Consider the following 460-nt stretch of genomic DNA (forward strand, 5'->3'; position numbering starts at 1 on the left):
TACCACCAGCCAGAATGTGGTGATTGATACCAAGATCGACACTGATAATGACGGTAAAACCGTGACCTTCGACTCGATCACCAACGACACGGGCAGTTCCAACAGTGACTTCATCACCAATGACAACAGCTTGCTGTTTAAAGGTACGGTGGATCTGGCTGATGGCAACAGCTTGAGCGTTAAAGTCGGCAGCACCACTTATCTCGCAACAGACCCACGCCTCACAGTCGATGGTTCTGGTAACTGGACGTTAGATTTGACGGGTTCGACATTACTCGATGGTAGCTATGCGGTGGTAGCCACAGTCACAGATGCAGCAGGTAATAGCAAAAGTACCACCAGCCAGAATGTGGTGATTGACACCAAGATCGACACTGATAATGACGGTAAAACCGTGACCTTCGACTCGATCACCAACGACACGGGCAGTTCAAACAGTGACTTCATCACCAATGACAAC

The 460-nt window shown here is 49.1% G+C and carries 1 protein-coding gene; it reads left to right on the plus strand.

What is annotated here, in order from left to right; all coding sequences use genetic code 11:
- A partial coding sequence (locus DCO44_RS16710) for an Ig-like domain-containing protein (RefSeq protein WP_213066327.1) occupies positions 1–460 on the plus strand: 460 nt, incomplete at both ends.

Origin of the sequence: Acinetobacter sp. AM (assembly GCF_003105055.1) — a bacterium.
Classification (GTDB): Bacteria; Pseudomonadota; Gammaproteobacteria; order Pseudomonadales; family Moraxellaceae; genus Acinetobacter; species Acinetobacter tibetensis.